Here is a 24,206-nt window from a genome sequence, read left to right as displayed (position 1 = left end):
GTCAACGTGCTGTGGGCGATGCTGCGCGACAAGAGGCTGTTCACCTCCGTCCCGCCGGTCACGCAGGCGGCTTGACACGATCATTGAGATTCTCCGTCGCGCCGTCGGGTTCCGGGGCGGGGGCGGGCCCGAGCGCGCCGAGCCCGCCGGGAACGGCGTCGAGCAGTTCCCGGGTGTAGGGGTGCCGGGGGGAGCGCAGGACGCGGTCGGTGGCGCCGGTCTCCACCAGCCGGCCGGCGCGCATCACCGCGATCCGGTCGCTGATCTGCCCGACGACGGCCAGGTCGTGGGAGATGAACAGGTAGCTCAGCCCGTGCCGCCGCCGCAGGTCCAGCAGGAGTTCCAGGATCCGGGCCTGGACGGTGACGTCGAGGGCCGACACCGGCTCGTCGCACACCAGCAGTTCGGGGCCGAGGGCCAGGGCCCGGGCGATGGCGACGCGCTGGCGCTGGCCGCCGGAGAGTTCGGCCGCCTTGCGCAGCCGGGTCCGTTCGGGCAGGGCGACGTCGTCGAGGAGGCGGCGTACGGTCGCGGCGCGCCCGGCCCGGTCGCCGACGCGGTGGTTGCGCAGGGGCTCGGTGAGGAGTTCCTCGACGGTGAACCGGGGGTTCAGCGAGGCGTAGGGGTTCTGGTAGACGAGCTGGACGCGCCGGTGCAGCCGCCGCCGGGCCGCGCCGCGCGCGGTGGTGACGTTCTCGCCGTCCAGTTCGACCGTGCCGCTGTCCGGCCGGTCCAGGCCGAGCACCAGGCGCGCGGTGGTCGACTTGCCCGACCCGGACTCGCCCACCAGGCCCAGGATCTCGCCGCGGGCGAGGTCGAAACCGACCCCGTCCACGGCCCTGCGCCGACGGCGTGCGCGCGGGCCCGGTCCCCGGACCGGGAAGGAGCGCACCAGGTCCCGCACGCGCAGCAGCGTCTGTCCGGGGGCGTGGCCGGGGCCGGGATCGGCGTCGGGGCCGGTGACGGGGGCGGCATCGGGGTCGGTGACGGGGGCGGCATCGGGGTCGGGGACGGGGGCGGCATCGGGGTCGGGGACGGTATCGGGATCGGCGGCGGAGATGCGGCCGGGATCAGCCCCGGTGACGGAGGCGGGACCGGTGACGGAGGTGAGACCGGGACCGGTGACGGAGGCGGGGCCGCGGGCTCGGAGCGGTGGGCGGGGTACGTCCGCGAGCAGCCGGCGCGTGTACGGGTGCCGGGGGTCGCCCAGCACCTGCCGCGTCGGGCCCGCCTCCACGGCCCGTCCGTCCGCCATCACCACCACGTGCTGGGCCCGGTCGGCCACGACGGACAGGTCGTGGGTGATGAGCAGCAGGGCGGTGCCGGTGGTGGTGACGACCTCCTGGAGGTGGTCGAGGATCTGCCGCTGGACGGTGACGTCCAGCGCGGAGGTGGGTTCGTCGGCGACCAGCAGCCGGGGCCGGGCCGCGGTCGCCAGCGCGATGAGGACGCGCTGGCGCATCCCTCCGGACAGCTCGTGCGGGTACTGGCGGGCCCGTGCGGCCGGATCGGGCAGGCCCGCCCGGGCCAGCAGGTCGACCGCCTGCCCGGCGGCACCGCGCCGGGTGGCCAGCCGGTGGACGCGCAGCACTTCGGCCACCTGCCGCCCGACGGGCTTGACCGGGTCCAGCGCGATCCCGGGGTCCTGGGGGACCAGTCCGATGCGGTGGCCCCGGACGTGGCGCCAGGCCCGTTCGCCGAGCGTGGTCAGTTCCTCGCCCTCCAGCCGGATGCTGCCGGCCTCGATCCGGCCGCCCGCGGGCAGCAGTCCGACGACCGCGTGGGCCGTGCTGCTCTTGCCGGAGCCGGACTCGCCGACCACGGCGGTGATACGGCCCGGGGCGACGTCGAGGCTGAGCCCGTCGACCGCCGTGTGCGCGCCGTCCGAGGTGCGGTAGCCGATCCGCAGGCCCTCGATGCGCAGCAGCGGGGACGTCTTCCCGGCCCGGACGGTGCCCGGTGCCCGGGCCGGGGACCGGTGCGCGGCGTTCACCCGTTTCTCCCTTCGGGTTCCAGGACCCGCGACAGCCGGTTGGCCGCGAGGACGACGGCGGACACGGTGAGGCCCGGCAGGGTCGTCAGCCACCAGGCCGTGCCGAGGTAGTTGCGTCCGTCGGCGACGAGCGCGCCCCACTCGGGGGCCGGTGGCGGTTCGCCGTACCCGAGGAAGCTGAGGGAGGCCACGGCGAGGACGACCAGGCCGAAGTCCAGGGCGGCCAGCGCCAGGACGGGGCCCGCGGCCGACGGCAGGATGTAACGGGGCAGGATCCGCCACCAGCGCGCGCCGCACAGGATCGCGGCCTCGACGTACACGGCCGTGCGGACGCGCAGCACCTCGGCGCGCATCACCCGGGTGAATCCGGCGACGCTGGTGGCCCCGACGGCGATCGCCACCTGGGTGGTGCCGAATCCGATGGCGGTGACGATGGTCAGCGACAGCAGGACGGGCGGGATCGACAGCATGACCTCCACCGCCCGCGTGATCACCGCGTCGGTCCAGCGGCCGAAGAAACCGGCCAGCAGGCCGAGCAGCGCCCCGGCGACGAGGGCGATGACGAGGGCGAGGACGGTCGCGCGCAAGGAGAGCGACGCGCCGTGCACCACGCGCGCGTACACGTCCCGGCCGAGCTGGTCGGTGCCGAAGGGGTGTCCGGCACCGGGCGCCCGGAAGCGTTGGCCGGGGACGCCCTGGGTGGGGCTGCGGTCCGTGAACCAGCGGGGCGCCACCGCCCAGCCCAGCACGAGCAGCAGGGTCAGCACGGACAGGGTGATGCCGGGCGAGCGCAGCAGGGCCCGGCCGGCCCGCGCGGGCCACGGCCGGCGCCGCCCCGCTCCGTCCGGCGTGCTCTTCGGCGCGGTCTCGGCGGAGGGCCCGGCGGAGGACCCGGCAGAGGGCCCGGCGGGGGTCCCGGCAGAGGGTCCGGCGGAGGACCCGGCAGAGGGCCCGGCGGAGGACCCGGCAGAGGGCCCGGCGGGGGTCCCGGCAGAGGGTCCGGCGGGGAACTCGGTGCCGGTCATGCGGCCACCAGCCGGCCGGTGGAGCGGATCCGGGGATCCAGTACGGGATAGATCAGGTCGACCACGAGGTTGACCACGGCGAAGGCGAGCGCGGCCACCACCACGACGCCCTGGACGACCGTCAGGTCCTGGGCGGCGACGGCGGCCTGGGTGATGCGTCCCATCCCGGGGCGGGAGAAGACGGTCTCGACGACGACGGCCCCGCCGATGAGGGAGCCGACCAGCAGTCCCACGACGGTCACCGCCGGGATCGCCGCGTTGCGCAGCCCGTGGGCGAGCACCAGCCGTGCCCGGCCGGCGCCGGTGGCGCGGACCGTCTCGGCGTACGGCTCGCGCAGGGCCGTGTGCAGGCTCTTGCCGAGCACCTGGGCGACCAGGGCGGCGCCGGGGATGGCCAGGGTGCAGGCCGGCAGGACGACGCTCGACGGTCCGGTGTCGCCCAGCGAGGGGAACAGGCGCCAGTGGAACGACAGGAGCTGGATGAGGAGGAGCCCGACCCAGAAGGAGGGCAGCGACACGGCGAACGACGGGAGGGACCGCAGGAGCTGCCGGGCCGCCGGCGAGGTGGCGAGGTTGGCGAGCACGGCGAGCAGGGTGCCGGCGGTCAGCGCGAGCGCCAGGGCCGTCAGGCCCACCGTCAGGGTCGGCGGCAGGGCGTCGCGGATCATCCGGGCGACCGGCTGGCCGGTCTGCAGGGAGGTGCCGAGGTCCCCGCGGGCGGCGTCCGCGAGGGCGCTGCCGTACTGCTGCCACAGGGGCCGGTCGTAGCCGAGCTCGGCCTCGGCCCGGGCGATGTCCTCGGGGGTGAGGGTCTCGAAGCCGCCGCGTCCGCTGAGCATCAGCGCCACCGGATCGCCGGGCAGCAGCCGCAGCGCCGCGAAGGCGACGGTGAACGCGGCCCAGACGACGAACACGGCGCGCAGCAGCCGCCCGGCCAGGAACCAGGCCGTGGTCACGGTGTCCTCCCTTCACGCGGTGCGGTCGTGGTGGGCGGGTGGAAGGTCATGGCGTCACCCGATCCACGCGTCGTGCAGGTCGAGCCGCGTGGACGCGTCGAGTTCGAGGTCGTGGACCGTCGTGGAGACGCCGTGGACGAGGGCGCCCTCGTACAGCGGGACGGTGTCGGCGTGGTCGAGGATCCACGCGACGGCCTTGGTGACGGCGGCCTGGCGGGCCCGGTCGTCGGTGGCCGACGCCTGCTGCTCCAGGTAGGTGTCGAGCGTGCTGGGCGGCAGGTGCCAGAGGTTGGCCCCGGTGGAGGAGAACACGGTCCGCAGGACGTCGGGGTCGGCGCGGGTGACGGCGACGGCGGTGAGGTCGAACCGGCCCTGCTGCTGCTGTTCGACGTAGGCGGCCGGCTGGACCGCCTTGAGCCGGACGTCGATGCCGAGGGTGCGCAGCTGCTGCTGGACGTACTCGTTGACGGGCGGCATGGGCGCCGGGATCAGCCAGGTCAGCGTGAGCCGTTTGCCGTCCTTGACGCGGATGCCGTCGCCGCCCACCCGCCAGCCGGCGCTGTCCAGCAGCTTGCGCGCGCCGGCCGGGTCGTGGCGCAGCCGGTCGCTCATGTCGGTGTGGAAGGGGGTGGTGGAGGCCAGGACGCTGGTGGCCGGCCGGTGCGCGGGGCTGAGGACGGTGTCGACGAGCTGCCGGCGGTCGATGCCCTTCAGGAGTGCCTGGCGCACCCGCCGGTCGGCGAGGACGCCGGAGTGGTTGAGGGACAGCGGCGGCACCAGGCCGGGGGCGGGCTTGGACAGCAGCCGGAAGCCGCCCTTCTGGAACTGCTCCTGGTCGGTGGGCTGGACGCTCTTGGCCACCTGTACCTGGCCGGAACCGAGCGCGCCGCTGCGGGCACCGGCCTCCGGGACGAAGACGAAGCGCACCGACTCCAGGTGGGCGGCGCCCCGGTTGCGGGCGAGCGACGACGGCCAGGCGTAGCCGTCGCGCCGGGTGAGGACGGCTTCCTGGTTGGCGGTGTAGTGGTCCAGGACGTACGGCCCGGACCCGATGAACCGGCCCCGGCACCGGGCGGCCTCGGACTGCTCGAACGTGGCCGGGGCCAGGATGCCCAGGCCGACGAGCGAGGTCGCCTGGAGGAACTGGGCGTTGGGCGCGTCGAAGCGGACGGTGAACTCGCGGGGGCCGGCGATCTCGGTGCCCCGGTAGCCGCGCAGATACGCCGGGGCGCCGTTGGCGGGCTGTTCGACGAGGTGGTCGAAGGTCAGCTTCACGGACCGCGCGTCGACGGGGCTGCCGTCGCTGAAGGTGGCGCCTTCGCGCAGGACGAAGGTGAAGGCGGTGGCGTCGGGGCTCGTCTTGAACGACCGCGCCAGCCACGGCACGATGCGGCCGGTCTCCGGGTCCTGGTCGGTGAGCGTGTCGACCAGGGAGCGGGTGATGTCCACCGCGGCCAGCTGTCCGGTCTGCTGGGGGTCCAGGCAGGTGGGGTCGGCCTCGGCGCCGACGGTCAGGGTGCCGCCGTCGCGCGGGGTGCCCCCGGAGCCGTCACCGGACCCCGCGGAGCCGCCGGAACACGCGGTGACCGGCAGCAGCAGCGCGACGAGCGCGGCCGCGGACCGGAGGAGTCGGCGGGGGCGGGGGCCGGAGGTGCTGGTGGACATCCGGGGACCTTTCTGGACGGCGGGGCGGTCGGAGCTGTCCGCGGCGCGCGGGGCGAGCGGTCAGGCGGGGGTGGTGGTCAGGGCCTCCACCGTGCGCAGGGGCAGGGAGCGCAGGCGGATGCCGGTGGCGTGGTGGACGGCGTTGGCGACGGCGGCGGCGACGCCGATCGGGGCCAGCTCGCCGATGCCGCGGCCGCCGAGCGCGCCGGCGTGCGGGTCGTACTCGTCGACGAAGGAGACGTCGAGGTCGGGGATGTCGGCCTGCACGGGGACGAGGAAGCCGGCGAGGTTCTTGGAGACGAAGCGGCCGAGCCGGGGGTCGACGGCGGATTCCTCCAGGAGGGCCTGCCCGATGCCCCAGACGAGCCCGCCGGTGAGCTGGCTGCGCGCGGTGACCGGGTTGATGATCCGGCCGGCGCTGTAGACGCCGACGACGCGGCGGACGCGGGTCACTCCGAGGTCCTCGTCGACGCCGACCTCCACGAAGACCGCGCCGAAGCTGTGCACGGAGCGGTCGCCCGGGGCGGGCAGCCAGGTCTCCTGGACGGTGAGCGGTTCGGCGGGCGGCCGGGCGCCGGGGCCGAGCCGTTCCCTCAGGGCGAGCGCGGCCTTGCGGACGGCGGAGCCGAGGCTGTTGGCGGTGGAGGAGCCCACCGAGTACAGGTTGGCGGGCAGTGAGGTGTCCCCCATGCGGAAGGTGATCCGGTCGCGCGGGACGCCCAGGGTCTCGGCGGCGATCTGCGGCATGATCGTGCGGGTGCCGCCGCCGATCTCCTGGGTGCCGGCCGCGAGGACGACGCCGCCGTCGGGCTCCATCGTGATGCGGGCGGTGGCGGGCAGGCGTACGGAGTGCAGGATGACGCTCGCCATGCCCTGGCCGACGAGTTCGCGGCCGTCGCGCAGCGAGCGGGGGGCCATCGGCCGCCGGTCCCAGCCGAACCGGCGGGCGCCCTCCTCGTAGCAGGCGCGCAGTTCCTTCGAGGAGAAGGGGCGTCGCTCGGTGGGGTCCTGCTCGGCGTGGTTGCGCAGTCTCAGCTCCAGCGGGTCGACGCCGAGCGCGTAGGCCAGTTCGTCCATCGCCGACTCCAGCGCGAACATGCCGGTGCCCTCGTGCGGGGAGCGCATCGGGGTGGGCAGGCCCAGGTCGACGGGCAGGACCCGGGTGCGGGTCTCGATGGCCGGGGACGCGTACAGGGTGCGGGTGCCGATGGCGGAGAACTCGGGGTACTCCGCGTAGCGCGCGGTGAGGTTGGTGGAGAGGTGGCGTACGGCAGTGAGCCGGCCGTCGGCGCGGGCGGCGAGCAGCACGCTCTGCCGGGTCTCGGGCTGGAAGCCGTGGGCGGTGAAGCTCTGGGCGCGGGTCAGCACGAGGGCGACGGTGCCGCCGAGCAGCCGGGCCGCCATGGCGGCGAGCAGGACGTGCGGCCACACGTACCCCTTGCTGCCGAAGCCGCCGCCGACGTGCTCGGCGACGACCCGGACGCCGTCCTCGGGCAGTCCGAGGACGGCGGCGACCGTGGCGCGCACGGCGAACAGCGACTGTGTGGCGTCGTACAGGGTCAGCCGGCCGCCGTCCCAGGCGGCGACGGTGGCGGCGGGCTCGATCGGGCTGTGGTGGCGGGCGGCCGTGGTGTAGGTCCGCTCCAGCACGGTGTGGGCCTCGGCGACGCCCGCGTCGAGGTCGCCGACCGCGGAGGAGGAGGGGACGAGCCAGTCGCGGGCGGGGCGGGCGTCGGCCTCGTCGGCGTCGGCGGGCAGCACGGCGGGCTCGGGGTCGTACTCCACGCGCAGCGCGGCGGCGGCCTCGTGGGCCGTCTCCGCGCGGTCGGCGAGGACGAGGGCCACCGGCTGGCCCTCGTAGTGCACCCGGTCGTCCTGGAGGGGCAGGACGCGCTGGACGTAGACGGGCACCTTGCCCTCGGCGATCCGGCCGCCCTCGTCGGGGTCCCGCAGGCGCGGGGCGTCGGCGTGGGTGAGCACCCGCACGCCGGGGAAGCGGGCCGTGTCGAGCCTCACCTCCCGCACCCGGCCGGCCGGGATCGTGGAGGTGACCAGCACGGCGTGCGTGTCCACGGGCCGGTCGGCGGCGTACCGGGCCCGGCCGGTGAGCTTCTCGGCGGCTTCGGTGCGGCTCCAGCCGGGGCGCGGCGGCGCGGTCATCGGCGTGCTCCTTCCGGTGCCTGCGGTGCCCTAGGCGCGTCCGTGACGTCCGTGAGCGCCCGGACCACGGTGCGCAGCGCCAGTTCCACCTTGAAGGCGTTGCGGGGCAGGGGGCGGGCGGCGGCGAAGGCGGGGGCGACGGCCTCCCGGACGGCGGCCGGCCGCGGCTCCACGCCGCGCAGGGCCCGTTCGGCCTCGTGCAGGCGCCAGGGGCGGGGGGCGACCCCGCCCAGGGCGATCCGTACATCCGTCAGGACGCCGTCCTCGACCACGGCGGCGACGGCGGCCGACACCAGGGCGAACTCGTAGGAGGCCCGTTCCCGGACCTTGACGTAGCGGGAGGCGGCGGTGAGCGGGGACGAGGGGATGTGCAGCGCCGTGATCATCTCGTAGTGGTCGAGGCGGGTCTCGACGTGCGGCGGGTCGCCGGGCATCCGGTACAGGTCGGCCAGGGCGAGGGTCCGCTCCCCGCGGGGGCCGCGCAGCCGCAGCCGGGTGTCGAGCGCGGCGAGCGCGACCGCCGGGTCGGAGGGGTGGGTGGCGACGCAGGCGGTGCCGGTTTCGAAGATCGCGGCGCTGCGGTGGTCGCCGGTGCGGGCGGCGCAGCCGGTCCCGGGGCGGCGCTTGTTGCAGGGCAGGGCGGTCTCCGCGCGGAAGTAGGGGCAGCGGGTGCGTTGCAGCAGGTTGCCGCCGAGCGTCGCCATGGTGCGCAGTTGCGGTGAGGCGGAGCTCTCCAGCGCCTGGGCGACGGCCGGGTGGCCGCGGCGTACGGCGGGGTGGGCGGCGGCGTCGGCGAGGGTGGTGAGCGCGCCCAGCGTGAGCCCGTCCGGTTCCTCGGCGATCCCGGTCGGCGGGGTGCGGGAGACGTCCACGAGGAGGCCGGGCTCCTCGATGTGTTCCTTGAGGAGGTTGAGCAGGTCGGTCCCGCCGGCGAGGAGCCGCGCGCCGGGGTTGCGGGACAGGACGGCGACCGCCTCGGCGGGGTCGTCCACGCGGGTGTAGTCGACGTCACGCATCGCCGTCCGTCCGGCCGGCGAGGGCGGTCCGCCGGGCCGTGTCCCGGACGGCTGCCACGATCTGCGGATAGGCGCCGCAGCGGCACAGGTTGCCGCTCATCCACTCCCGGATCTCGTCGTCGTCGCGGGTGTGCCCCTCGGCGACGCAGGCGACGGCGGACAGCAGCTGCCCCGGGGTGCAGTAGCCGCACTGGAAGGCGTCGTGCTCCGCGAACGCGGCCTGGACCGGGTGGAGTTCCCCGTCGGCGCCGGCCAGCCCCTCGACGGTGGTGATCTCACGGCCGTCCTGCATCACGGCCAGCGTCATGCAGGAGGTGACGCGCCGGCCCTCCACCAGCACGGTGCAGGCGCCGCATTCGCCCCGGTCGCAGCCGATCTTGGTGCCGGTCAGCCCCAGGTGGTCGCGGAGGGCGCGGACCAGGGTGACCCGCGGTTCGACGGTGAGGGTGTGCGGGGTTCCGTTGACCTTGAGCGTGACCTTGGTCTCGGGCACGTGGGTTCCTCTCGTTCGGGCTCTCGGTCGCGTGCGAGGCACTGCTCAGCCCTTGGCGACGGCTTCACGGACCGCGGGGGCGATCTCCTCGGCCCAGCGCGCCAGCCCGAGGTCGCCGGAGGGGTCGCCCGAGGCGAAGTAGACGAATCCCGAGGCGCCGTGTTCGAGCACGGCCCCGGTCAGCTCCTCGGTCCACTGCGCGACGGAGCCGCCCAGCCAGCGGCCGGAGGGGTCGCGGGGAGTGTTGAGCGGGGAGTCGGTGATCCGTGCGGGCAGGTTGAAGACGGTGGCGACGGCGCCGGGGTCGCGGCCCACGGAGGCGGCGGCCTCGTCGACGACCGGGCGTGACCGGCGGTAGCGGTCGCTGTGCCAGTCCGCCGCGTTGCCGGGTATCCAGCCGTCGGCCAGCCGGCCGGTGACGGCGAGCGACTTCGGCCCGACCGAGCCCGTCCACACCGGCGGGGCCGGGACGGGTGCCGGGTCCAGGGCGGTCACCTGGGAGAACTCGCCCTCGAAGGTGACCGGCCGCCCGCCGCCCGACAGGTCCCTGACCAGGCCGATGGCCTCCTCCAGGGCACGGACGGCGGCGCCCGGCCCGAGCCGGGGCACGCCCAGCCGGACGATGTCGTCCCAGTAGCCGCCGGCGCCGACGCCGAGGACGACGCGTCCGTCCGTCAGCGCGGACAGGCTGGTGAGCATGCGGGCCAGGACCGGCACCGGCCGGGTGGGCAGGTTGGTGACGGTGGTGACGCCGGCGATGTTCCGGGTGCGGCCCAGGAGCAGGGACAGCGTGCTGTACGCCTCCAGGCGGCTGCCGTAGTAGGGGTGGTCGGAGACGGTGAAGAAGTCGAGCCCCGCCCGGTCCGCGTACTCCACGCTGCGCAGGAGTGCGGGTGCCTCGCCCACGCCTACGCCCGGTCCGAATCCGAACCACGGTGTGCGTGTGAGCCGTTCTGGCATGGAAGGTGCCTTCCTGATCTTGTTCTGAGCTCTTGTCGGGAGCTCTTTTCCTGAGCTCTTTTCCTGAGCTTTTTCCTGGGCGCGGGGGTGCGGTCCGGGACGGTGCCCGGGTGATACGGAGGTACGGGGGTACGGCGTGACGGGCGGGGTGGTGGCGGTCAGGCGCGGGACGCCTCGACGACGCTGCAGTGGCCGCCGGGGACGATCCGTTCCAGCCGGAGACCGGCCGTGCGCAGCAGAGCCTCGAACTCGGCGGCCGTGCGCTGGCGGCCGCCGGCGACCGCCAGCATGTCGAGGTCCATCAGGGAGACGGTGGGGGTGGGCCGGGGGCGGTCCGGCACGACCGCCTCGACCAGCAGGACGCGGCCGTCGCCGGGCAGCGCGTCGCGGCAGTGGGCGAGGATCCGCCGGGACAGTTCGTCGTCCCAGTCGTGGATGATGTTGGACAGCACGTACGCGTCGCCGCCCCGGGGCACGCCGTCGAAGAAGTCCCCGCCGATCAGCTGCGCCCGGTCGTCGACGCCCGCCTCGCGCAAGGGGCCGCCCGCCCGGGCGATGACCTCGGGCCGGTCGTAGAGGATGCCCCGGGCCTCGGGGTTGGCGGCGAGGACCGCGGCGAGCAGGGCGCCCCGGCCGCCGCCGACGTCGACCACCGTCCCGAAGCCGCCGAAGCCGTAGGCGGCGACCACGGGGCCGATGATCTGCCGGGACAGCTCGGTCATCGCCTTGTCGAACACGGTCAGGACGTCCGGGTGGTCCTGCATGTAGTCCCACACCGACTTGCCGAGGACCTCGGGGAAGGCCGGCTGGCCGGTGCGCACGGCACCGGCGAGGCCCGCCCAGGCGTACCGTTCGGCGGGCAGTCCGGTCCAGACCGCGAAGTTGCGCAGCGAGACGGGGCTGTCGTCGCGCAGGGTCTCGCCGAGTTCCGTGAGGGCGAAGACCTGGTCGTCGTGTTCGTCGAACAGACCGATGTCGGCGCAGGCCCGCAGCAGCCGGTACAGGCTGGGGGCGTGCGCCTCGGTGGCCTCGGCCAGGTCCCGCACCGAGCGGGGTCCGGAGGCGAGCGCGTCCGCGAGGCCCAGTTCGGCGGCGGCGCTCACGGCCTGCCCGAGCCAGCCGGCCGTGATCAGCTGCAGCATCCGTACCTGGACGGGGAGCTGGGAGGGTTGCGAGGGCATGAAGGGACTTCCTCCTCTGTACCGGATGGTGGACCGGGACGCACCGGCAGGCCCCTTGGAAGCCTCTGTCAGGGGCGGCGGCCGGATCAAGGCGGTCCCGTGTCAGATCTTGGTGAACTCGTGTCAGGTCTTGGTCAAGCCGGGCCGGTTGCGTGCGGGCGCGACGGGTCAGTGGCCGTCCGCGCCCTGCGGCCGGTCGCCCGTGTGCCAGGCCAGGGCGAAGACGAAGCGGCGCAGCCGCCAGCCCTCGGGGGTGCGCACGGCCTCGGCCTCGAAATGGCCACCGATGTCGAAGTGGCTTCCCGGCTCGGCCGCGCGCCTGAGGTGCACGGCGGTGAGGTGGGCGCCGATGCGCGCGGTGTCGCCGTCGATGCCGACGGTGTAGTTGGAGGCGAGGTGGTGGGTGCGTTCGAAGGTGGCGCGGGCCATCTCCTGGAACTCCGCGAGCCCGGCGGCCCCCTTGTACTCGCCCATGGGAAAGACGAGGTGGGCGTCGTCGGTGAAGACCGATCCGAACCAGTCGTCGCGGTGCCGGTCCTTGTCCAGGTGGGTGATGTAACGGTCGCACAGCGCGGTGATCTCGGCGCGGTCGACGAGCAGCCGCACCTGCTCCCGGAGGGCGGTCAGGGCGTCGTGGGCGGACATGGCACTCCTTCGTCTTCGTGGGTGGTGGCGACCGGGTTCCGGCCGGTGTGCCGGGGCGGGCCGCCGGGGGTGGGCGCGCCGGTGTCACCGCCCGGCCAGGCGGGTGACGCAGTCCTCCAGGAACGCCAGCGCCCGCAGGTGGTAGGAGCGGGCCGCCCAGCCCAGGCTGATGTTGTGGCCCGCGCTCGGCTGGCGCTCGGTCAGCACCCGGGGGGCTCCGGTGAACCGGGCCCTGAGGTCGGCCAGGTCCCGGTCGCCGTGGCACCACCACCGCTCGTGTTCGGCGAAGGTGAACCGGACCGGTACCCGCACGCGGGGCGCGATCCGGGTGAACAGCCGTGGCCAGTGCGGGATGTCGGCGGCCTCCCGCGGCGGTATCGGGCGGAACAGGTCCGCGTCGGGGCGGAAGGTGCCCGGCGGGTACAGGCCGAGGGGGCCCCAGGCGCGGGCGGCCCGGTCCGGAGCGGCCGGGCCGGCGGCGGGGCGGTGACCGCAGCCGGAGACGTCCACGCCCAGCAGGGGCGGTCCGTCGGCGGCGGCCAGCAGGGCCAGTTTGCCGCCGAGCGAGTGGCCGAGCAGGAAGAGGCCGGCGCCGACCGGGTGCCCGGCGGTGAAGTCGGCGAGCGCCGCGCCCAGGACGGCCGACTGGGCGGCCAGGGGCAGGCCCTCGGGCAGCCGTGCGGCGGAGTGGCCGTAGCCGGGCCGGTCGACGGCCAGCACGGTGAAGCCGAGCCGGGTGCCCAGCGTCAGCAGGGACAGGTCGGGGTGGGCCTGCCCGTCGAAGTAGCCGGCGTGGACGCCGCCGCCGTGCAGGGCGACGACGGTGGCCCGGGGCGCTCCCCGCGTGACCACCCAGGCGCCGGTGCGCTCCAGCACCTGTTCCCGCGTCCAGGCCGTGTGCCGCAGCAGCAGACCGGCCTCGTACTCGTTGGTGAACAGCAGCCGGGCCCCGTCGATCAGGTGCCGGGTCCGGGTCCGGTCCAGGCGGGCGAGTTGCTGGGAGGGGTCCGCGGCGAACGGGATGCCGAGCCGCCGGCACTCCTCGGCGTGGCGCAGCATGGCCTCCGGGTCGTCGGGGCCGATCACCGCGAGGGCGAAGGGGCCGTGCCGGTCCGCCGTCCGCGCGAGGCCGATGTGCCGGGCCTCGGCCATCGCGCCGGCGTGGAAGGTGGCGATCTGGTTCTGGTCGGCGTCCGTGGTGCACACGAACCGGGCGGTGTGCAGGGTGTCGCTGACGCGCACGGCGCCGGTGTCCACGCCGTTCGCCCGCAGCCACGCGCCGTACTCCGCGAAGTCCCGGCCGGCCGCGGCGGCGAGCACGGGCCGCAGCCCGAGCCGGGCGAGCCCCAGGGCGATGTTGGCGCCCACGCCGCCGCGGCGGATGTCGAGCGTGTCGGCGAGGAAGGACAGGGAGATCCGGTCCAGCCGGTCGCCGAGGAGTTGCTCGGCGAACCGCCCCGGGTAGGCCATGAGATGGTCGGTGGCCACCGAGCCGGTCACGAGGACGCGCCGGGGGCCGGTCACGCTCCGGCCGCCTTGCGCAGTTCCTCGGCGCGGTCGGTCCGCTCCCAGGTGAACTCGGGCAGCTCGCGTCCGAAGTGGCCGTAGGCGGCGGTCCGGGCGTAGATCGGGCGGAGCAGGTCCAGGTCGCGGATGAGGGCGGCCGGACGCAGGTCGAAGACCTCCGTCACGGCGTCCTGGATCCGCTGCGGCGCGACCGTCTCGGTGCCGAAGGTCTCCACGAACAGGCCGACCGGCTCGGCCCTGCCGATGGCGTAGGAGACCTGGACCTCGCAGCGGCGCGCGAGCCCGGCGGCGACGACGTTCTTGGCGACCCAGCGCATCGCGTACGCCGCCGAACGGTCCACCTTGGACGGGTCCTTGCCGGAGAAGGCGCCGCCGCCGTGCCGGGCCGTGCCGCCGTACGTGTCGATGATGATCTTCCGGCCGGTCAGGCCGGCGTCGCCCATCGGGCCGCCGATCTCGAACCGCCCGGTCGGGTTGACCAGCAGCCGGTGGCCCTCGGTCTCCACCTCGATGCCCTCCTCGCGCAGCGCCGCCAGTTCCGGCTCGACCACGAACGCGCGGATGTCGGGGGCGAGCAGGCCCGCCAGGTCGACGCCGGCCGCGTGCTGGGCGGAGACCACGACGGTGTCCAGGCGGACCGCCCGGTCGCCGTCGTACTCCAGGGTGACCTGCGTCTTGCCGTCCGGGCGCAGGTAGGGGACGGTCCCGTCGCGGCGGACGTCGGTGAGCCGGCGCGACAGCCGGTGGGCGAGCCGGATGGGCAGCGGCATCAGTTCCGGCGTCTCGTCGCACGCGTAACCGAACATCAGGCCCTGGTCGCCGGCGCCGCCCGTGTCGACGCCCCGGGCGATGTCCGGGGACTGCGCGCCGATGGACACCGACACACCGCACGTGGCGCCGTCGAAGCCCTTCGCCGACGCGTCGTAGCCGATGTCCAGGATCCGTTCGCGCACCAGCCGCGCGATCGGGACGTACGCCGTGGTGGTGACCTCCCCGGCCACGTGCACCAGGCCGGTCGTGATCAGCGTCTCGACCGCCACGCGCGAGGAGGGGTCCTGGGCCAGCAGCGCGTCCAGCAGGGTGTCGCTGATCTGGTCGGCGATCTTGTCGGGGTGGCCCTCGGTCACGGACTCGGAGGTGAACAGGCGCGGTGCCATCACGTCTCCTTCGCGGGGAGGTCGGAGTGGTGGCCGGGGGCGGGCGGGCCGAACCAGCGGCGCAGGGCCCCGGCCGGGCCCGCCGGGACGCGGGTGCCGGGCGCCGTCCACGCCACGTGCCCGTCGGGGCGTACCAGCAGCGCGGCCGTGCCGGCCAGTTCGTCGGCGCCGTCCACGGGTTTGGGCACGGCGGTCACGACGGACACCCGGTCCTGCCAGCCGGCCGCCGCCGCGCGCAGGGCGGGGTCGTCGGCGAGGTCGAGCAGGACACCGCGCCCCGGGTGCAGCAGGCTCGTCGTGTCGCTCTCGCCCGTCTCGCCCACCAGCCGGCGGGGCGCGAGGCGGCGGCCGAGCAGCGGGTGGTCGCCGGTCGCCAGGTCGTAACGGATGTCGAGGCCGCTGACCTGGCCCGCCAGGTGCCGTTTGACGTCGTCGTGGGCGAGGAGTCCGGTGAGCAGGTCGCGCAGCGGGTCCGCCTCCGCGCCGCCGAGGAACACCGTGCCCTGGGCGCGGGTGTGGGACAGCAGGCGCGCGCCCACCGGGTGCCGTTCGGCGTGGTAGGTGTCGAGGAGGCCGTCCGCCGCGGTGCCGCGGACCGTGGCGGCCAGCTTCCAGCCCAGGTTGACCGCGTCCTGCACGCCGGTGCTCAGGCCCTGGCCGCCGGCGGGGAGGTGGATGTGCGCGGCGTCCCCGGCGAGCAGCACCGGGCCGCGCCGGTAGGCGGCGGCCTGGCGGGTGGCGTCGGTGAAGGAGCTGACCCAGACGGCGGTGCCGCCGTGGATGTCCTCGCCGGTGATGCGCTGCCAGGCGTCGGCGACCTCGGCGAAGGTGATCCGCCCGGCGCGGTCGCGGGGCGGTGTGCCGTGCGGGCAGACGATGATCCGGTCGACGCCGTCGCCCAGGGGCGCCGCCATCACCATGCCGTGCGGCAGCCGTTCGCCCAGGGGGCGTGGCCTGAGCGCGCAGCCGGCCACGTCGGCCAGGAACATCTCGCGGGTCGCCGGGGTGCCGGGGAAGTCGATGCCGGCGGCCCGGCGGACGGCGCTGTGGCCGCCGTCGCAGCCCACGAGGTAGACCGCGCGCAGGCGGCGAACGCCGTCGGGGGTGCGCGCGGTGACGGTGACCCCCGCGTCCTTCCCCGCCTCCTTCCCCGCGTCCCTCCGCGCCTCCTTCCCCGCGCTCTTCCCCGCCTCCCCCCGCCGGCCGGCGTCCGTGCCCGGACTCGCGCCCGGGGCCAGTCCCGGAATCAGGCCCGGACCCGCGCCCGGGACCAGACCCGGAATCAGGCCCGGGCCCACGTCCGGGTCCAGGCCCGGACCCAGGTCCAGGCCCTGGAACTCCCAGCCGCGCCGGATGTCGGCGCCCAGTTCCGTGGCCCACCGCTCCAGGACCGCCTCGGTCTGCGACTGCGGGATGTCGCGGGCGCCGAAGTGGGCGCCCTCCAGCACCGAGTAGTCGAACCGCACGCCGCCGAAGTGGCCGACGGGGCTGGTCTCCAGGGTGGGGCCGCGGCCGAAGCGCGGGAGCAGGCCGCGCTGGTCGAACACCTCCATGGCGCGGGCGGTGAAGCCCAGGCCGCGGGACTGGCCGGTGGGCCGGGCCAGCCGCTCCAGGACCACGACCCGGGCCCCGCCGAGGCGGAGCTCCCCGGCGAGCATCAGGCCGGTGGGTCCGGCGCCGACGACGATGACGTCGGTGTCCACGGCCGCCCCTCAGTCCCCGGCGGAGCGGGTGTGCACCACGCGGTAGGTGTTGGCCTGGCGTTTCGTCACCAGCTCGCGGGCGCGCAGCCGTCCCGCGCGCACGTCGGCGGGCCGCTGCTCCTCGGGCAGGGTGTGGAAGGCGTCGTACAGCTCCTTGCTGTCCCACTGCGCGTAGTTGACGACGAAGGTGCCGTCGAGGCCGCGGAAGTAGGTGTGGGAGCGGTAGCCGGGGACCGTCTTGATCCACTCGTCGGGTTTGGCGAGCGTCTCCAGCAGTTCCTTCTGGTTCTCCGGCTCGGTGTCGAGCACGATCAGTACGGTGTGGTCGTCCCGTTTCGGCGAGATCTCCACGGCGTCGCCGAGCGACGGGTGGTGCTGGGTGAACGCCACCTCGGTCTTCAGCAGCCGTACGGTGCGGGCGAGTCTGTGGAACAGCGGCACGGTCTTCTGCTGGAACTTCCGGCCCTCGTAGCGCGCCTGGAGGTCCGCCGCGCTGCGCCACTGGATGTAGTTGGCGGTGCCGGGGGTGTCGACGCCGGCGTGCAGGGTGGAGGAGATCCAGCCCGGGTAGTCCGCGTGGTCGATGATGTCGCGCATCGCGTCGAGGACGTCGTCCTGGAGCGCGGGGGTGTCGGTCTCGAAGAGGTTGAACACGGTCAGGTAGCCGTCGTCGGGCGAGATCAGGGGCATGGTGTTCCTTCCGTCGTGGGGATCCGTGCGCCGGCGTCCGGGCCGAACCACCGTCGTTCGGCCTCCGCCCGGTCCTCGGGCGGCGTGTCCGCCCGCTCCACCTGGGCGATGTGGCCGTCGGGCCGGACCAGCAGGGAGCGGACGCCCGCGAAGGCCGTGTCCGTGCGGGCCGTATTCGTACGGGCTGTGTCCGTACGGGCCATGTCCGTACGGGCCGTGTCCGTACGGGCCATGACCTCGGTGCCGCGCAGGCCGAGGCGCAGGCCCCGGCCCGGCCGGAGCAGCTCCGCCGTGGTGACGTGGCCTTGGCCGGTGTCCAGGGAGAGGGGCGGCAGGCGTGCTCCGAGGAGGGGGTGCGGGTCCCCAGGGAGGTCGTAGCGCACGTCGAGGCCGCTGATCATCCCGGCGAGGTGGGCGCGTACGGCCTCCAGGGCGACGAGCTCCGCCAGCAGCGCGCGCAGCGGTTCCGCCTCGGGCCCGCCGAGCAGCAGCTGTGCCTGGGCCTCGATGGCGGCCAGGGCCCGGCGGCCGACCGGGTGCCGCTCGGCGTGGTAGGTGTCGAGGAGGCCGGGGGCGGCCCTGCCGGTGACGTGCCGGGCCAGTTTCCAGCCGAGGTTGACGGCGTCCTGCAGGCCCAGGTTGAGGGCCTGCCCGCCGATGGGCATCTGGCGGTGCGCGGCGTCGCCGGCGAACAGGACGCGGCCCTCGCGGTAGCGGGTGAGCTGCCGGGAGGCGTCGCCGAAGGCGTTCACCCACAGCGGCGTCGCGGCGCTGATGTCCTCGCCGGTGACCCGTTTCCACCGTTCGGCGATCTCGGTGAGACCGGGCTCCTCGGTGCGGGGCCGGGCGGTGGAGCCGAACTCGTGCACCATGACGCGGGTGACGCCGTCGCCGCGCCGGGCCGCGATGGCCAGACCCGCGGGCAGCCGCTGGAAGCGCCGGTCGGGGACGGTGACGCCGCTCAGGTCGGCGCGGAGCAGTTCGCGGCGGGCGTCGTTCCCGGGGAACGCGGCGCCGGTGAGCCGGCGGACGGTGCTGTCCTCGCCGTCGCAGGCCACGAGGTGTCCGGCGCGTATCCGCACGGGGCCGCCGGGACCGTCGGCCCCGGCCTCGACGTACTCCTCGGTGACGGTGAGCGTGCGCACCTCGTGGCCGCGCCGGATGTCCGCGCCCAGCGAACGCGCCCACTGCTCCAGCACCTCCTCGGTGCGGGACTGCGGGACCTTCCACTGCCCGGGGTAGGGACCGGGCAGGGTGAGGTCGAGCGGTATGCCGGCGAAGTGGCCGCGCGGCTCGCGCGGCGGGGTGCCGAGCGGTGCCAGCAGCCCGCGGCTGTCCAGGATCTCCATGGTGCGGGCGTGCAGGGTCGAGGCGCGCGACTCGGTGGTCCGCGCGGTCCGCCGCTCCAGTACGGTCACCTCGGCGCCGCCCAGGCGCAGTTCCCCGGCGAGCATCAGGCCCACCGGTCCCGCGCCCACCACGACGACCTGGGTGTCCGGCCGGCCGGCGCCGTTCACGCCGGCCGGTTCTTCCGCTCGGCGTACTGCTTGGCGTGGGTGAGCGTCGCCAGGCTGTTGGTGCTCAGCGCTTCGTGCACGTAGGCGCGGGCGTCGGCGACGGTGGCGTCCGGGCCGAGGACCCGCTCGATGGCGCCGGTGGCGAGGGTGACGGTGTGCTGCGAGGAGGCGACCGTCCCCCGCGCCGTCTCCTCGAAGGTCCAGATCCCCGTGTGCAGGGTCATCAGCGCGGGCAGGGTGACCTGCTTGTAGGCGATCCGGTGGTGCGGGAAGACGACCCGGTACGACTTGGTGGTGTGCGTCGAGCCGTCCTTGGCGCGGGTGTCCATCTCCAGGGTCTGCAGTCCGGGGGTGTCCTCGGTGAGCCGTACGGTGGCCACGTGGGGCAGCCGTTCGGGCCAGCGGCCGGCCTCGTTGACGAAGTCGAACAGGTCCTTGGCGGCGCCGCGGACGGTCACGCTGTCGGTGAAGGAGAAGGTCAGGTCCTCGTCGGCGTGGGCGCGTTCGAGGTTCTGCTTCAGCGCGGCCAGTTCCGAACGGCTGTTGCGGTCGACGGCCTCGTCGATCCACTTCAGGCCCTCCGGGTCGTCGTCGACGGCCCGGTAGTCGTGCAGCAGCCGTACCCGGGACTCGGCCTCGGACCGGGGCTCGATGATCCAGGCACCGCCCATCGCGGCGACCGGAGGCTGGGTGACCTCCTGGCGGAAGGTGATCCGCAGCGCGTCCGGGTCGAGGGTGCGGCGGGAGGTCCAGTTCTTGGCCTCGCCGTTGGCGGTGGCCCAGATGCGGATGCGTTCGCCGGTCGCGGTGTGCTCGGTCCGGTCGGCGAAAAGGGTGGGCGGGAAGATGCGCGGCCAGTTCTCCACCTCGGCCAGCAGCCGGTACACGGCGGCGGCCGGGGCGGCCACGGTGATGTCGTGCTCGACCTCTCGGGTCGTCATGACGTGCTCTCCTCCGGGGAAGGGGTGTCCTCTGGGCGGTCGGGCGGTTCAGAAGTTGCCGAGTCCGCCGCAGACGTTGAGGGCCTGCGAGGTGATGGAGGCCGCGGTGTCGGAGGCGAGGTAGGCGACGAGGCCGGCGACCTCCTGCGGGGTGGAGTAGCGGCCGAGCGGGATCTTCGCCTGGAACTTCTCCAGGATCGCCTCCTCGGTGGTGCCGTAGGCGGCCGCGTAGCCCTGCCGTACGCGCTGGGCCATCGGTGTCTCGACATAGCCGGGGCAGACCGCGTTGACGGTGATGCCGGTGGGCGCCAGCTCGTTGCCGAGGGCCTTGGTGAAGCCGACCACGCCGTGTTTGGAGGCCGAGTACGGGGCGCCGAGCACCACGCCCTGCTTGCCCGCGGTGGACGCGATGTTGATGATGCGTCCGCGCTTCTTCCCGCGCATGCCGCCGGTGGTGAGGACCTCGCGGGTGACGCGGAAGACGCTGTTGAGGTTGGTGTCGATCACGTCGTCCCAGAGTTCGTCGGCGATGTCGGCCGTCACGCCGCCGCCGGACCGGCCCGCGTTGTTGACCAGCACGTCCACCGTGCCGAACCGGTCCACCGCGGCCTGCACGAACTCCTTGACCCCGGCCCGGTCGCGGACGTCGACGACCGCGCCGTCGGCCTCCAGCCCCTCCCCGGTCAGCTCCTTGACGGTGGCGACGACCCGGTCGGCGTTGCGGGCGCCGATGAACACCCGGTGTCCCCGGGCGGCGAGCAGCCGCGCCACGGCCAGGCCGATCCCGCTCGTCGCGCCGGTGACCACCGCGACGCGTCCCGTGTCCTGTGCTGTCTCTGTCGTCTCGCTCATCTCGGTCATCCCGGGGTCCTCAGGCTCGGACGGCGGTCAGCCGCGCGTTGACGACGGCGATGAGGGCACGCGGCGTCAGGGCGTCGGACACCGCCTCGTCGTCCAGCGAGATGCCGTACCGCCGCTCGATCCGGCTGCTCGTCTCCAGCAGTGCCAGCGACTCGTAACCGAGGTCCTGGAACTCGGTGTCGAGGATGTCGCCGTCCAGGTCGACCTGCTCGTCGGCGCCGGCGGCTTCCAGCAGAATCCGCTTCAGTTCGTCGAGGGTGAAGACGTCGGTGACCACGGGGGGTCCTTTCCAAGCGGTGTCGGGATCTGTGGGGGTGTTTCAGAGGGTGTTTCAGGGGGTGTTTCAGGGGGGTGCCGGGCGGTGGCCCGGCGGTGCGGCGGTGCGGCGGTGCGGCGGTGCGGCGGTGCGGCGGTGCGGCGGTGCGCGATGTCACCGCGCGGCCCGGACGATCAGGGCGGAGTTGAACCCTCCGTGGCCGCGGGCCAGCACCAGGGCGGTGCGCACGGGCGCGGGACGCGGCCGTCCCACGACCAGGTCGAGGCCGTACTCGGGGGCGGGGTCGGTGTGGACCGACGGCGGGACGACCCGGTCCCGGACGGCGAGGAGCGCGGCGGCCACGTCGAGCGGGGCCGCCCCCGAATACAGGCGTCCGGTCATGGTCTTGGGGGCGGTCACCGGCACACCGCGCGGGCCGAACAGGGCGACGAGGGCGGCGGCCTCGGCCCGGTCGAGGTCCGGGTCGCCCGCGGCGTCCGCGAACACCACGTCGACGTCGGCCGTCTCCAGGCCCGCGTCGGCGAGGGCGAGTTCGGCGGCCTTGCGCAGGCCCTCCCCGTCCGGGGCGCCTCCCCTGGGGTCGATGGTCGCGCCGTACCCGGCGATCTCCCCGTAGCGGCGGGCTCCCCGTCGCGCGGCCTCCTCCGCCCGCTCCAGCACGAGGATCGCGCCGCCCTCGCCGGGTACGTGGCCCCGCGCCCGGCGGTCGAAGGGGAGGTATGCCGCGGCCGGTTCGTCGCTCGTGCTGAGCCGGCCGCTCGCCAGTTGCGCCACCCAGCCCCAGGGGCACAGGGACGCGTCGACCGCGCCGGAGACGATCAGCCGGGTGCCCTTGCGGATCTGCCGCCGGGCCTGCGCCACCGCGTCCAGGCCGCCGGCCTGGTCGCTGACGACCACGCCGCTCGGTCCCTTCATGCCGTGGCGGATGGATATCTGGCCGCTGTTGACGGCGTAGAACCAGGCGAAGGACTGGTACGCGGAGACGTACTGACCGCCCTGGCTCCACAGCTTCCGCAGCTCGCCCTGCCCGAACTCGAAGCCGCCGGAGGCGCTGGCCGTGACGACGCCCATGTCGAACTCGCCCAGCTCCCCGGGCCGTACCCCGGCGTCCTCCAGTGCCCAGTCGGCGGCGGCCAGCGCGATCCGCGTCATGCGGTCGGTCTGCGGGATCAGCCGGCTGGGCAGGTGCTCCTCGGCGACGAAGCCGGTGATCTCCCCGGCCAGCCGGGCCGGGTACCGCGAGGGGTCGAAGCGGGTGAGGCGCCCGATCGCGCTCCTGCCGTCGAGCGTCGCCGCCCAGTACGGCGTGGTGCCGAGCCCGTTCGGTGCCGCGACGCCCAGTCCGGTGACGACCACCGAGGTGCTCATGCCGCGCTCCGCTCCGGGTCGGCCAGCACCATCGCGCTCTGGAACCCGCCGAAGCCGCTGCCCACGGTGAGGACCACGTCGGTGAGCTGGTCCCGTGCCGTGAGCGGCACGTAGTCCAGGTCGCATTCGGGGTCGGGGGTGTGCAGATTGGCCGTCGGGGGGATCACGTCGTACTCCATGGCCAGCACGGACGCGGCGATCTCGATGGAGCCGATGGCGCCCAGCGAGTGCCCGACCATCGACTTGATGGAGCTGACGGGGGTGCGGTAGGCGTGCTCGCCGAGGCTCCTCTTGAAGGCGGCGGTCTCGTGCCGGTCGTTCTGCTTGGTGCCGGAGCCGTGGGCGTTGATGTAGTCGATCTCCCGCGGGTCGAGCCGGGCCTCGTCGAGCGCCACCCGGATCGCCTCGGCCATCTCCGCGCCGTCGGGCCGCAGCCCGGTCATGTGGTAGGCGTTGCTGCGCGTGGCGTACCCCGCGATCTCCGCGTAGATGTGCGCGCCGCGCGCCCGGGCGGCCCGCAGTTCCTCCAGGACGAAGACGGCGGCGCCCTCGCCCAGGACGAACCCGTTGCGGGTGCCGTCGAAGGGGCGCGAGGCGGTGGCCGGGTCGTCGAAACGCGGTGTGGTGGCCTTGATCGCGTCGAAGCACGCCATGGTGATCGGCGAGATCGGGGCGTCCGACGACCCGGCGACCATGACATCGGCGGAGCCCTCCCGGATCAGCTCGGCGGCGTAGCCGACCGAGTCGATGCCGGAGGTGCAGCCGGTGGAGACGACGGTGCTCGGTCCCTGCGCGCCCACGGCCCAGGCGACCTCGGCCGCGAAGGAGCTGGGCACCAGATGGTCGTACAGGTGCGGGACGGCGTACTCGTGGTCCACGAGGTCGAGCCGGCCGCCGTCGCTGACGACGCGGTACTCCTGGTCCAGTCCCATGGTGGCGCCGACCGCGCTGCCCACGGTCACACCGATCCGGTACGGGTCGAGCGTGTCCGTCTCGATGCCGCTGTCGGCGACCGCGCCGCGCGCCGCGACCACGGCGAACTGGGCCGCGCGGTCCATCCTGCGGATCTCCTGGGGGGACAGTCCGTGCGCGTACGCGTCGAAGTCGATCTCGGCGGCGACCCGGGAACGGAAGGGAGAGGGGTCGAAGAAGGTGATGCCGCGGGTCGCCGTGCGGCCCTCGCTGAGCAGACTCCAGAAGTTCTTGGTGCCGACACCCCCGGGGGCGAGGACCTCCAGCCCGGTGATGACCACCCGCCGTGCCGTCACTCCGACGCCTCCCACGCGTAGAAGCGGGTCGCCATGGCGTCCGCCGGGGAGCGCCAGGTCGCCGGGTCGTACGCTTCGATGAACGGCTTCAGGTCGTTGCTGATCCCGATGAAGCGCGGGTCGGTCTTGGCGGCTTCGATGCGCTCGCCGCCGTCGGCGGTGTCGAAGTCCTGGAGGTGGAAGTACAGGCCCCGGTAGGAGAACAGCTGGCGTCGCCGTGTTCCCATCCGGTGCGGCATCTCGGTGGTGTCGAACGCGGTGAACAGCTTCGCCACCTCGGCACTCGACTCGGGCGCCATGCGGGCGACGATCAGTGTGCTGTGCATGGGACGTGCTCCTTGGTTCGGCGGTGGTGCCGGGGTCGGGTCAGGCCGGACGCCGGATCGCAGGTCTATGTCATGTACGCGCCACACATGTCGGCGCGACGGGGCGCCGGCGCGCTCGCGCGGCACGAAGGCTCGTGGGCTCGCGGACTCGTGGGCTCGTGGGCTCGCGGACTCGCGGACGGGGCGGGGTCGGCCGTGCTTCCCGGACAGTCCTCGACGGGAGTTCTCCTGGAACGAGTGGGTCCGGCCGGCGGCACACCCGATCCCGCCTTCAAGAGTTCTGGGTTCCGCACGCATATTCAAGGAACATCTGTTCAGGATTACGTCAGGTTCCTCAGCCCCACCGCAGCAACGTCACCGAACGGCAGGGCGAGGCCAGACGACTGTCACGCGAGCCTCCGCCCCCGGACACGACAGTGGCCCCGCACCCCTCCCGGGGCCGCGGGGCCACACATCCGCGTGCCGGTGATACCTGGA

21 protein-coding genes are annotated in these 24,206 nt (G+C 74.4%); all 21 read right to left on the bottom strand.

The window, feature by feature from the left end; translation table 11 throughout:
- Positions 1 to 58: 58 nt before the first annotated feature.
- Complete coding sequence (locus ABZ340_RS28515; RefSeq protein WP_358784705.1) at positions 59 to 1,993, bottom strand: dipeptide ABC transporter ATP-binding protein; 1,935 nt, start codon at positions 1,991 to 1,993, stop codon at positions 59 to 61.
- Positions 1,990 to 2,760, bottom strand: coding sequence for an ABC transporter permease (locus ABZ340_RS28510; RefSeq protein WP_358784704.1), 771 nt, complete (start codon positions 2,758 to 2,760; stop codon positions 1,990 to 1,992). Before ABZ340_RS28510 ends, ABZ340_RS28515 begins: the two co-directional genes overlap by 4 nt.
- Positions 2,761 to 3,014: 254 nt before the next feature.
- Complete coding sequence (locus ABZ340_RS28505; RefSeq protein WP_358784703.1) at positions 3,015 to 3,974, bottom strand: ABC transporter permease; 960 nt, start codon at positions 3,972 to 3,974, stop codon at positions 3,015 to 3,017.
- Positions 3,975 to 4,028: 54 nt separating this feature from the next.
- Complete coding sequence (locus ABZ340_RS28500; protein ID WP_358784702.1) at positions 4,029 to 5,639, bottom strand: ABC transporter substrate-binding protein; 1,611 nt, start codon at positions 5,637 to 5,639, stop codon at positions 4,029 to 4,031.
- A 60-nt stretch (positions 5,640 to 5,699) separates the two neighbouring features.
- The gene (locus ABZ340_RS28495; protein WP_358784701.1) at positions 5,700 to 7,799 is read right to left on the bottom strand and encodes a xanthine dehydrogenase family protein molybdopterin-binding subunit; all 2,100 of its coding nucleotides are present in this window, start codon (positions 7,797 to 7,799) and stop codon (positions 5,700 to 5,702) included.
- Complete coding sequence (locus ABZ340_RS28490) at positions 7,796 to 8,815, bottom strand: FAD binding domain-containing protein (protein WP_358784700.1); 1,020 nt, start codon at positions 8,813 to 8,815, stop codon at positions 7,796 to 7,798. The genes ABZ340_RS28495 and ABZ340_RS28490 overlap by 4 nt, the downstream gene beginning before the upstream one ends.
- Complete coding sequence (locus ABZ340_RS28485) at positions 8,808 to 9,350, bottom strand: (2Fe-2S)-binding protein (protein ID WP_358784699.1); 543 nt, start codon at positions 9,348 to 9,350, stop codon at positions 8,808 to 8,810. The genes ABZ340_RS28490 and ABZ340_RS28485 overlap by 8 nt, the downstream gene beginning before the upstream one ends.
- 3 nt (positions 9,351 to 9,353) lie before the next feature.
- Positions 9,354 to 10,214 carry an LLM class flavin-dependent oxidoreductase gene (locus ABZ340_RS28480; RefSeq protein ID WP_358784698.1) on the bottom strand — a complete coding sequence of 287 codons (861 nt, stop codon included), beginning with the start codon at positions 10,212 to 10,214 and terminating at the stop codon, positions 9,354 to 9,356.
- A gap of 212 nt (positions 10,215 to 10,426) precedes the next feature.
- On the bottom strand, positions 10,427 to 11,449 hold the full coding sequence (locus tag ABZ340_RS28475; protein ID WP_358784697.1) for a methyltransferase: 1,023 nt from the start codon (positions 11,447 to 11,449) through the stop codon (positions 10,427 to 10,429).
- Between the two features lie 168 nt (positions 11,450 to 11,617).
- Positions 11,618 to 12,094, bottom strand: a complete 477-nt coding sequence (locus ABZ340_RS28470; protein ID WP_358784696.1) for a nuclear transport factor 2 family protein — start codon at positions 12,092 to 12,094, stop codon at positions 11,618 to 11,620.
- Between the two features lie 84 nt (positions 12,095 to 12,178).
- Positions 12,179 to 13,564, bottom strand: coding sequence for a PfkB family carbohydrate kinase (locus ABZ340_RS28465; protein WP_358784708.1), 1,386 nt, complete (start codon positions 13,562 to 13,564; stop codon positions 12,179 to 12,181).
- 50 nt (positions 13,565 to 13,614) lie between these two features.
- Positions 13,615 to 14,778 (bottom strand): methionine adenosyltransferase, encoded by a 1,164-nt coding sequence (metK, locus tag ABZ340_RS28460; RefSeq protein WP_358784695.1) that lies wholly within the window; start codon positions 14,776 to 14,778, stop codon positions 13,615 to 13,617.
- Positions 14,778 to 16,481, bottom strand: coding sequence for an FAD-dependent monooxygenase (locus ABZ340_RS28455; protein WP_358784694.1), 1,704 nt, complete (start codon positions 16,479 to 16,481; stop codon positions 14,778 to 14,780). The genes metK and ABZ340_RS28455 overlap by 1 nt, the downstream gene beginning before the upstream one ends.
- A 9-nt stretch (positions 16,482 to 16,490) precedes the next feature.
- Complete coding sequence (locus ABZ340_RS28450) at positions 16,491 to 17,171, bottom strand: antibiotic biosynthesis monooxygenase (RefSeq protein WP_358784693.1); 681 nt, start codon at positions 17,169 to 17,171, stop codon at positions 16,491 to 16,493.
- Positions 17,162 to 18,688, bottom strand: a complete 1,527-nt coding sequence (locus tag ABZ340_RS28445; protein WP_358784692.1) for an FAD-dependent monooxygenase — start codon at positions 18,686 to 18,688, stop codon at positions 17,162 to 17,164. The genes ABZ340_RS28450 and ABZ340_RS28445 overlap by 10 nt, the downstream gene beginning before the upstream one ends.
- Positions 18,685 to 19,629, bottom strand: a complete 945-nt coding sequence (locus tag ABZ340_RS28440; protein ID WP_358784691.1) for an aromatase/cyclase — start codon at positions 19,627 to 19,629, stop codon at positions 18,685 to 18,687. Before ABZ340_RS28440 ends, ABZ340_RS28445 begins: the two co-directional genes overlap by 4 nt.
- A gap of 48 nt (positions 19,630 to 19,677) precedes the next feature.
- Positions 19,678 to 20,481, bottom strand: a complete 804-nt coding sequence (gene fabG, locus ABZ340_RS28435; protein WP_358784690.1) for a 3-oxoacyl-ACP reductase FabG — start codon at positions 20,479 to 20,481, stop codon at positions 19,678 to 19,680.
- 19 nt (positions 20,482 to 20,500) lie between these two features.
- Positions 20,501 to 20,767: an acyl carrier protein gene (locus ABZ340_RS28430; RefSeq protein ID WP_358784689.1), complete on the bottom strand. Its 267-nt coding sequence runs from the start codon at positions 20,765 to 20,767 to the stop codon at positions 20,501 to 20,503.
- A gap of 153 nt (positions 20,768 to 20,920) precedes the next feature.
- Entirely contained in the window at positions 20,921 to 22,135 is a 1,215-nt protein-coding gene (locus ABZ340_RS28425) for a ketosynthase chain-length factor (RefSeq protein WP_358784688.1), read from the bottom strand.
- Complete coding sequence (locus ABZ340_RS28420) at positions 22,132 to 23,403, bottom strand: beta-ketoacyl-[acyl-carrier-protein] synthase family protein (RefSeq protein WP_358784687.1); 1,272 nt, start codon at positions 23,401 to 23,403, stop codon at positions 22,132 to 22,134. Before ABZ340_RS28420 ends, ABZ340_RS28425 begins: the two co-directional genes overlap by 4 nt.
- On the bottom strand, positions 23,400 to 23,729 hold the full coding sequence (locus ABZ340_RS28415; protein ID WP_358784686.1) for a TcmI family type II polyketide cyclase: 330 nt from the start codon (positions 23,727 to 23,729) through the stop codon (positions 23,400 to 23,402). The genes ABZ340_RS28420 and ABZ340_RS28415 overlap by 4 nt, the downstream gene beginning before the upstream one ends.
- Positions 23,730 to 24,206: the final 477 nt, after the last annotated feature.

The sequence above is a fragment of the Streptomyces sp. NPDC006134 genome, from assembly GCF_040628835.1.
GTDB lineage: Bacteria > Actinomycetota > Actinomycetes > Streptomycetales > Streptomycetaceae > Streptomyces.
This window is presented reverse-complemented; position numbering and strand designations above follow the sequence as displayed.